An 8,345-nucleotide genomic window follows, 5' to 3' on the forward strand; every position below is an offset into this window, starting at 1 on the left:
GATCGCGACACAAGCCAACGTCCACTCTCCCATCTGAGAAAAGAATCGCTGGTAAGCTGCAATTGCCATACCGCTAATTTGCGACTCTGTCGTCTGCTGTGCCACGACGCCTGCCAGCCAGTTGGCGACCGCGCCTGTTGCCAGCATATAAATACCGGTTAATACGCCAGACATTTTCAGACGCGTGATTTGCGCAATCGCCACCGGGTCAATAAAGAGTTCGGCAAAGCCCATTAGCGCCAGCCCGGATATCATCACGGCCATTGACGCTTGACCGCCAGCCGCTGCATGTCGGGCATCAAATGCCAACAACATAAAGCCACAAGCCATCAGCAGTAAGCCAAAGGCAAACTTCAGCCAGACGCGCAATGTTGAGTTGCCGCGGCTTTCTGGCGATGCCAGCCAGGCCAGTACAACCCCAGCGAGCATCACTGCAATTGCATTCACCGACTGGAATAGTGCTGTAGGTACTTCAATATTGAATGCCTGACGATTCACAAAGCGATCGATAAACAAGCTGATGGTACTGCCGCCCTGTTGTGCCAGTACCCAGAACAACGTCCCGACAAACATCAACAATACAATTTGCCAAAGAGCACGGCGGTGTTCGGGGAATTTGATCATCATGCGGGCAATGATTTGTGCGGCAATGAGGCAAACGATCGCCAGCAAATATCCGGACCAGTCGTTCTCCAGCAGCAGGGTAAAAAATACTGGGGCTAAACAGAGCATCACCACTAACCAGCTCCATACTGGTAAGGCAAATTTCACGCTAGTGAGCGCTTTTTTATCCATACTACGCGTGGACTGGAAATGACGATGCCCGCTTAAGAAAATCAACAAACCGATAAACATGCCGCCACCCGCAAGGGCAAAGCCAACATGCCATCCATACCACTGAGCAGCCAGGCCGCAGGCGATTGGGGCGGCGATAGAACCGATATTGCCCGCAGCATACAGCAGCGAAAAACCGCCATCACGTCGATGATCGTTCTCGTCGTAGAGCTCGCCAAGCAAACAGCTGATGTTTGATTTGAATAAACCGTAGCCACAAATAATGATTGCCAGCGCCAGATACAGGCTAAAGGTTGAATTTGTATCAATGCCCAGCACCACATGGCCAAGGGTCATTAACAGCGCGCCGGCAATCACTGCAGTGCGGTTGCCGAGCAGGCGGTCGGCAAGCCAGCCGCCGAGAATAGGGGTAACGTAAACCAGAGAAGCATATGCGCTGAACAGGCTGATGGCATGGTTATCATCAAAACCAAGCTGATGGGTGAGATAGAGAATGAGTAAGGCACGCATGCCGTAAAAACTGAAGTACTCCCAGATTTGGATCGCCACGATATAGTATATCGCGCGCGGCTGTGAGGGTGTTTTCATGTGTTCTCCTTATGAGCAAAAAAGGGAAGTGGCAAGCCACTTCCCTTGTACGAGCTAATTATTTTTTGCTTTCTTCTTTCAATACCTTAACGGTATAGCGGCCATCAGCCTGACGGTATGCACCGTGAATATCGGTTTCAAAGCCCGGATAGTGAGCGCCGATTTCACACAGCATCTGCAGGAACTCCAGAACCGGACGGCTTTCTTCGGTGATCATTTCACCCGGCATTACCAGAGGAACTCCCGGCGGATATGGAAGGATCATATTGGCGTTAATACGACCTACCATTTCGTCGAGGTAAACTTCTTCGGTCATACCGTGCAGCTCTTTCTGGAACGCAGCATACGGAGTCATTACCATCGTCGGCAGCACTTCAAATGCGCGATACATCAGATCCGGCAGATTGTGGTGAACAATCAGTTTGTGGATATTCTGAGCCAGTTCCTGAATACGCATGTTTTCATAGAATTCAGGATCTTCACGATACAGAGACGGCAGCATGTTTTTCACACGCAGGTTCAGGTCGAACGCACGTTTGAAGTCAGTCAGAGCACGCAGCAGGCTCAGTGCTTTGGTCTTATCGATACCGATGCTGAACAGGAACAGCAGGTTATACGGACCGGTTTTCTCAACAACGATGCCATGTTCGTCGAGGTATTTCGCCACGATGCTGGCCGGAATACCAAAGTCGCTCATGGTGCCGTCTTTTTCCATCCCCGGAGTCAGCAGGGTGACTTTGATCGGGTCAAGATACATGTGCTCGTTATCGATGTTTTTGAAGCCGTGCCAGGTGCTGTCAGAACGCAGCGGCCAGCATTCAGTCGTATCGATATGATCCGGCTGCCATACATCAAAGAACCAGCCATCAGATTCCGTTCTCAGACGTTTGATCTCTTTACGGAATTTGATCGCACGTTCAATGGAACCGTTGATCAGACGTTTACCTGCATTGCCTTTCATCATCGCCGCAGCGGTTTCAGTGGACGCCACGATACCGTAGTGCGGAGAAGTGGTGGTGTGCATCATGTAGGCTTCGTTAAAGGTTTCTTCGTTTACGTCACCTTTAACGTGGATCATGGAAGCCTGAGAGAACGCCGCCAGCAGTTTGTGAGTGGACTGGGTTTCGTAAATCACTTTCCCTTCTACACGGCCACCGCTCATACCGCATTTACCTTCGTAAATCGGTGAGAAGTTGGTGTAAGGCACCCACGCGGAGTCAAAGTGGATGGATTTCACATCCAGTGTTTTCTTGATGAAGTCGGTGTTGTACAGCAGACCATCATAGGTAGAGTTGGTAATTACAGCATGTACCGGCCAGGTTGCGTTTGGTGTTTCTTTCACGCGCTTAGCAATGGTAGCGTGCTGGAATTCACTCTGTGGGATACCACCAAGAATACCGTAAGCGTTACGGGTCGGGCGGAAATAGATTGGCGTAACATCGCTCATCATCATCAGGTGGGTCAGCGATTTGTGGCAGTTACGGTCAATCAGAATGGTGCTGCCTGCCGGAGCAGAGTACATGCCAACAATTTTGTTCGCAGTGGAAGTACCGTTGGTCACCATGTAGCTGCGGTCTGCGTTAAAGACGCGAGCGATATACTGTTCTGCTTCTTTGTGTGGACCACTGTGATCCAGCAGAGAACCCAGTTCAGATACTGAAATGGAAATATCAGATTTCATGGTATTCGGACCAAAGAAATCATAGAACAGGCTACCTACCGGGCTTTTCTGGAATGCAGTACCGCCCATGTGACCAGGAGTACAGAAAGTATATTTACCTTCACGAACATATTTAAACAGTGCTTTAGTCAGCGGAGGCAGAATAGTGTTGATATATTCGTCAGTGGTCTGCTTGATCTTATTAGCAATATCTTCAGCAGCACCCAGCGCATATTCAAAGAAGCTAATCTGTAAACGCAGGTCATTCAGGCTTACATCGAGAGTGGAATACGTATTAGCGAACGCGTACAACGGCAGGTTCTCGTTCATTTTGCTAATTTCTTCGCACAGCTCGAGATTATATTTATCCCAGTCAAAAATAACGCCGCACAGACGCGCATTGTTTTCGATCAGTTTTAATAAGTCGTCACGGTCGTTCGGGTAAACAATCTGGAAGTTCAGACGTTCAAGCGCGCGATGAAGTTCACGGATGGGTTCTTCTTTAAAATAAACCCCCATGTGATTCAATATTGCAATAACGTTCATAGTCATATCTCCAGGTAAAAAAGGCCCCTCCCAACACATGGGACAAAATGAAAGGAGGAGCCTCGGAAAATACTTTTAATTAATGTGCGTTAGACGCGGTGTGGTTATCCATTGAGTGGCTCTGGCGCTCGTGCATTTTGCGAGCGTAGAACATCAGGATAATCAGGCTGACGATGAAGGTACCTGCCAGCTCGAAGGAGCTTGCGCCCATCAGCGCGATGAAGCAGAACACGCAACCCAGTACAGAGCAGATCAGGCTGACAAAGTTGCGGATGTTAACGCCTTCAAAACGAATCAGGTCAACGCAAGAGTAGAAGTACGGCAGCATAGTCAGCAGTACTGCGATACCGGTCAGTTCACCGAACAGGTCAGATGCTTTACCACCGGCAGAGTTCATCAGAGTGATGAGGATCATCAGGGCAGTCATTTTCACTGCAGCCAGCAGCAGACCTTTTTTCGGAATACCGTTGCTGTCGACTTCACCATAAACTTTCGGGAAGTTACCGTCGTTAGCGGCACGTACACCTGCCTGGCCTACCAACATCATCCAGGAGCCCAGAGAAGTCAGGCACGCAAAGGCGGTGAATGCAGAAACCAGCGGCGCAGCCCAGTTACCGAGGATGGTTGAAGCACTGATTGCAAACGGAGCACCGGAAGCTGCCATTACTGAAGATGGATACATACCGGAAAGCACCTGAGTCGCAGCGATGTAAACAATACCTGCTAAACCAGTACCCAGCATGGTTGCCAGCGGAACGGTACGTTTCGGGTTTTTAACCATACCAGTACTTACTGCTGCGGATTCAACACCCACGAAGGCCCACAGGCAGAGCAGAATACTTTTAATGATCGCATGACCATCAGTGGTATCCGCAGTATTCCAGTTAGCTGCATAAGTTGCCGCATCAAACCAATGCCAGCCAACAATAGCAGTCATCACCACAGGAATAAGAACCAGCACCAGACCAATAGTGGTTAAACGGCTTACCCAAGTACCGCCGAGCATATTTACAAAGGTAAATACCCAGACGATAGCAATACAGGCGATACCCGCCGGAACAGGATCATTTAATACTGGGAAGAAGGTGGAAAGATAAGATACCGCGGTAATACCAATCGCCAGGTTACCAATCCAGTTAGCATGGTAATAAAGAACACCTGTCTGAAAACCAAATGCAGGGGAAATTTCTCCGGCATAAGCAATTGGGCCACCTTGTTGCGGGTTTTTTGTTGCCAGTCGGGCATATACATACGCCAGCGACATTGCACCAATAATAGAGATAATCCAACCCCAGATAGCAATACCACCGATACTTGCTAGGTTCGCAGGTAATAATGCAATACCGCTCCCCATCATATTACCGGCAACAACACCGGTACAGGCAAATAGCCCGATCTTCTTGGCAGAACTCATGCTCTTCTCCTAATTTCATTTTTGAATTTGGAGTCCGGGTCATGATGTATAACTATTTCCTGACCAGACCAAACTGGCGCTAAGAATACTCACGAAAAAAGGATTAATCCTAAAGATTAGGTGAAATAACACAAAAGTTTCTGTAAGTGAGAACTTGAGGTTTTTTATTAACACATCAGTATCGCAAGTTGATATCATGAAAAGATAAACATTCAATGTTTACAATGGATTGCGGGATATTCTCTGGTTAAATTTATGTAATAAAAATTATGCGGCAAATAAATTGCCGCAACATATTATACCAACAGAAACATACAAAAACTCAACAACAAATATTCCCGAGCATAAATCAACCCGGGAGTTACTTATTCTGAAGCGAGAAATTTGTCGAGATAAGGTACAACATAAGGAACAGAAGTCTGGAATATACCATTTTCAATCCAGTAAAGGGTGTTTGCCCCTGGGCGTAAATTAAAGGCGGTGAGATATGCATCAGCCGCTTCCCGGTTCATCCCCTTCATTTCATAAACCTTGCCAAGCAACACATAATTTAGCCAGGACATTTCAAGATCAATGCCAGTATTTATCGCCTGGTAAGACTCATCTGTTTTACCTTTTACCAGAGCACTGACCGCTTTTATTTGATATATAATGGATAGGTTATTCAATTCCGGTAGTGTAACAATGTTGTCTATTTCTGTGTTCAGTGCTGCTAATTGTTTTTCATCTAAAGGGTGTTGAGAATGGCGCACGATATCAACTAATGCTTTTTCTGCTCTCGCGTAGGTAAATTCTGGGGATGATTGAACAATCTCACCTAATAATTCACTGGCACGGTTCAATGATTTATCATCGCCATGCAGTAAATAATCATGTGCCTGATAAAAATTAGTTAATAACGCACCACGATGAGGCAAAATTTGCTGGAGCGTCTCCTGCATTCGTTGTGGCCACGGTTGGTTTAATGCTTTTGATAAACTCTCCAGTAAATCATTTTGAATCGCCAGCTGATTACCGTTAGTGATGACATAACGTTTATCCAGCATGGTTGAACCATCTGCATTGTCTACCAATTTTATCGACATAAAGCATTGTTGAGCACGGTATTGGCGCTGATTAACAAAGGCAATAGATAATGTTTTACCGGAACTGCTCGGTTCATCAATGTTGTAGTTGATTTTGTCATGCACCATAAAGGTGGAGAAGGTGTTAAGTGATGTCGCCACCAAATCACCCACGCCTATCGCGTAAGAGAGCTGATACGGGGAACTCCAGCTGTTACAACTTTTATTTACCATATTAATGTCAATATCGCGTGGATTGAGCAAAATACGCGATTTGCTCATAGGAAGACGTGTATCAAGAGTTGAAAACGCTACCAGTGCTACACAGATACCTAACGACAACAGGAAAAAAAACCATACCCAAAAGGTAGTGAATCGTTTGCTTTTAATTGGGGATTGTTCAGGTGGCGTTGCGGTGTTTTGAATGTTAAGACTGTGGGAGGGAGAATCTGTGGCAGGAACCGCCTCTGGTATAGGGGGAGGCGAAGATAGCATTATTTCCTCTCCCTCTTCTTCGCTGTACCAGATAACCGGCACCATTAATTTATAGCCGCGCTTTGGTACAGTAGCGATATAGACAGGACTATCTTCATCATTATCTTTTAATGACTTACGTAGTTCTGAGATACTCTGCGTCACAACATGATTGGTGACAATACTTCTCTTCCAGACATTATCGATAAGTTCATCCCTGCTAAGTACTTCGCCACTGTGTTGAGCAAAGAAAACCAGAAGATCGATTAATCTCGGCTCAAGGGTAAGTTGACGCCCATTGCGGCTAATTTGGTTTATGGACGGAGTAACAAGCCATTCGCCAACGCGAACTACAGGTTGTTGCATAATAGAAACTCATTCGAAAAGGGAATGATGCAATGATAATTGCCACAACCTATTTTTACCATCTATAGATGGGTTTATTTACATATTATTGGTGAATGTAAGACGTTATTTTTACCAGCCATAAACTTCTTGATTACATAGTATTACGAAAGGATTTTACTGAGAACCAGAAGTAATATTCCTTACCATCAAAATTCATCATCTTTGCCAAAGAAAAATGTTCAGAAAATAATCCATGGAAAATTGTCCGGAGCGCTTACTATTTTAATGGATTGTTAGTCTTTGCATGAGCAAGCGGACTGATACATTTCTCTTTGTTCTCATTCAGAAAATCTCATCAGTCGGCGTTCAGACCGGTGTTGTGCTTTATGGATGCGTTACGCTCCTGATGACGTCATTTGACGTTCAACAACATCACGGGGCCGCACGACATTTCACGTCAGTTAGTGCTATCGCTCAGGAACAAATTTTCCCGAATTGGGATATGCCCGCAAATTGCTGGTGATGAGGGGAGAATCTGGTTGAGTTCGGGAGAATTGATTTGGAGGCAGAACGCTTAAATCGTGGCGTCCTGAAACGAAAAACGGACCTCCGTGGAGGTCCGTTTATATGAATTTGGTGCCGGACTCGGAATCGAAGATTGCTTCTATCATGTTGATATTAGTTTATTTTGTTTGGTTTGGTGAAAGATGTACCCTCTTTTGTACCCGCAGTCCCTTTTGATATCGAAAGGGAATCAAACTCGGGGTCAGGCTGAGAGCACAGAAGGAAAGTGCCTGGCTATTATATCGTTAATTCTGTCAATCAGCTCCAGCCTTTTGAAAGTGATGTGTGCAGATCCCTTCTTAAAGTATTTAATGATGAACATCTCATCTTCATAGCGTTCTTTACCCTGAACGGACCGGATGTGGTCATCCAGATTAATGGTGATATTCCCCCGGTTGTCGGGGATCGGTTTACCGCTGAGCAGATGCAACATTCTTTCCAGGTCAGCCAGGCGATCTGCCTGCATTCCACTGATAAGATGAAATCCCCATCTGTCCTATCTCACCAGGTTGTTGACGATAATTTTACTGCCAAATTTACAGGGGGAATTGGTTTTGTAATTCCAGTTCAGCCCTCTGAAGACGTTGATCTCCCCGCGCTCAAACACCTCATCCTTACTCCGGTGCAGTTGTTCGAATGTACTCAGGATATTCGCCTTGCTGATTTCCGGAAAGTTATCGTATTCCAGTGACCGGTACCATGTGTCCCGGGCATGCGCATCCATCAGACTCAGCATCCCGGAACGTTGCATCAGGTCACGCCAGATTTCGCGATCGAGATTGCGTGTGATGGCTTTCATTGCCGTTTCAGGTTTTTCCATGAGCCAGCAGCCACAGCGAAAATCCTGTTTCATCGCCCAGTCCAGTGCGGTTTTACCGCCAATACTTTCTGT

General features: G+C 46.3%; 4 protein-coding genes and 2 pseudogenes. All 6 read right to left on the reverse strand.

Going from position 1 to position 8,345, the window contains the following annotated elements; translation table 11 throughout:
- Positions 1–1,383, reverse strand: a 1,383-nt coding sequence (gene dtpC, locus QZF50_RS21190; RefSeq protein ID WP_290388979.1) for a dipeptide/tripeptide permease DtpC, incomplete at its 3' end; no start/stop codon positions are given.
- Between the two features lie 58 nt (positions 1,384–1,441).
- A complete protein-coding gene (gene cadA, locus QZF50_RS21195) occupies positions 1,442–3,589 on the reverse strand; it encodes a lysine decarboxylase CadA (RefSeq protein ID WP_001295383.1) in 2,148 nt (715 codons plus the stop codon).
- A 79-nt stretch (positions 3,590–3,668) separates the two neighbouring features.
- Positions 3,669–5,003: a cadaverine/lysine antiporter gene (cadB, locus tag QZF50_RS21200; protein ID WP_000092909.1), complete on the reverse strand. Its 1,335-nt coding sequence runs from the start codon at positions 5,001–5,003 to the stop codon at positions 3,669–3,671.
- 365 nt (positions 5,004–5,368) lie between these two features.
- Entirely contained in the window at positions 5,369–6,907 is a 1,539-nt protein-coding gene (gene cadC, locus QZF50_RS21205; RefSeq protein WP_001187170.1) for a lysine decarboxylation/transport transcriptional activator CadC, read from the reverse strand.
- Positions 6,908–7,166: 259 nt separating this feature from the next.
- A pseudogene (locus QZF50_RS23760) lies at positions 7,167–7,281 on the reverse strand (integrase); the annotation flags it as partial.
- A 374-nt stretch (positions 7,282–7,655) separates the two neighbouring features.
- Positions 7,656–8,345 (reverse strand): annotated as a pseudogene (locus QZF50_RS21210) (DUF4942 domain-containing protein); the annotation flags it as partial.

It is taken from the genome of uncultured Escherichia sp. (assembly GCF_948475835.1).
Lineage (GTDB): Bacteria > Pseudomonadota > Gammaproteobacteria > Enterobacterales > Enterobacteriaceae > ECMA0423.